Source organism: Prevotella sp. AM23-5 (assembly GCF_003473645.1).
Classification (GTDB): Bacteria; Bacteroidota; Bacteroidia; order Bacteroidales; family Bacteroidaceae; genus Prevotella; species Prevotella copri_A.
This window is the reverse complement of the sequence record NZ_QUCG01000179.1, coordinates 1-975: the sequence shown is the minus strand read 5'-3', so window position 1 is coordinate 975 and position 975 is coordinate 1. Positions and strand designations below refer to the sequence as shown.

Here is a 975-nt window from a genome sequence, read left to right as displayed (position 1 = left end):
CTAAGATTGGTTCAAGCGGTGACTCTGCTCAGATTGATAGCACTGGAGAAGATTCCGTTATTATGTGCGCTGGCAATAGTTCCAGAGCCAAAGCAAAGGTAGGCTCATGGATAACGCTTGCAGAGTGGAAATGGAGCGATGAGAAAAATCATAATGTTCCAGTATGCGTTAAGACAGAGTACGTTGACGGAGAAAATGTCAAGGCAGATACTTGGTATCGACTTAAAAACGGAAAGTTTGTTGAAGTTGAGGAGTAACTGACATCCTGCAAAGGATATAAATAGATAGTAATATGAATATAGACAAATTAGAAAGAGCAAAAGATATTAAATATTTATTGTCCAAGTTAGATTGTATGGAATATTGGTCGAGAAATAAAAATACTGATCACCTGCTAGAAAATGGTCTTTATAATTTATGTCACGGGGATAAAGAATTTAGTGGCAAGTTACACCAGCTTATTTCAGATACTAAACAGAGACTTCAGAAAGAGTTTGATCGAGTTTAGTAACTAACCATCCCTTATGGGATATAAATAGATAGTAATATGGAAGAAAGAATGTTTTTAGTAATAGTAAAAGGCGAAATTAATGAGTCTGAAATGTCATTGAAAAGAGCTATTCGTGAAGCTATTGAGTGTGAGGCTAAAGAATATGACGAGTCACCTCTTTATGGTTGTGATGTTTCTGTAAAGGAGGTCGAAGATTAACTAACCACCCTCTCCTGTAAAAGGGAGAGGGTAAAAAGAAGAGAATATGATTAGATTTGAATATCGAACCTATTGTAACGAGTATAAGATAATAAAGGTTAGCAGAAAAGCTTATATTATTGAATACATAGATTACCATCATCCTTACTGGATGGTTAAAGAACATAAGTTCAAGTCTAGGTTAAAGACAGAGAAACATATTAAAAAACATTTTATTGTGGAGGTTAAGCAATGAGCAAAGAATCTGTAATACAAAGCATGAAGGA

General features: G+C 34.8%; 2 protein-coding genes and 1 pseudogene. All 3 read left to right on the top strand.

The features are described 5' to 3' along the window. Window positions 1-257, top strand: a pseudogene (locus tag DW657_RS18080) (hypothetical protein); the annotation flags it as partial. 35 nt (window positions 258-292) lie between these two features. Then, window positions 293-508: a hypothetical protein gene (locus DW657_RS17435; protein ID WP_118313589.1), complete on the top strand. Its 216-nt coding sequence runs from the start codon at window positions 293-295 to the stop codon at window positions 506-508. Window positions 509-547: 39 nt separating this feature from the next. Then, on the top strand, window positions 548-709 hold the full coding sequence (locus tag DW657_RS18075) for a hypothetical protein (RefSeq protein ID WP_158577429.1): 162 nt from the start codon (window positions 548-550) through the stop codon (window positions 707-709). Window positions 710-975: the final 266 nt, after the last annotated feature.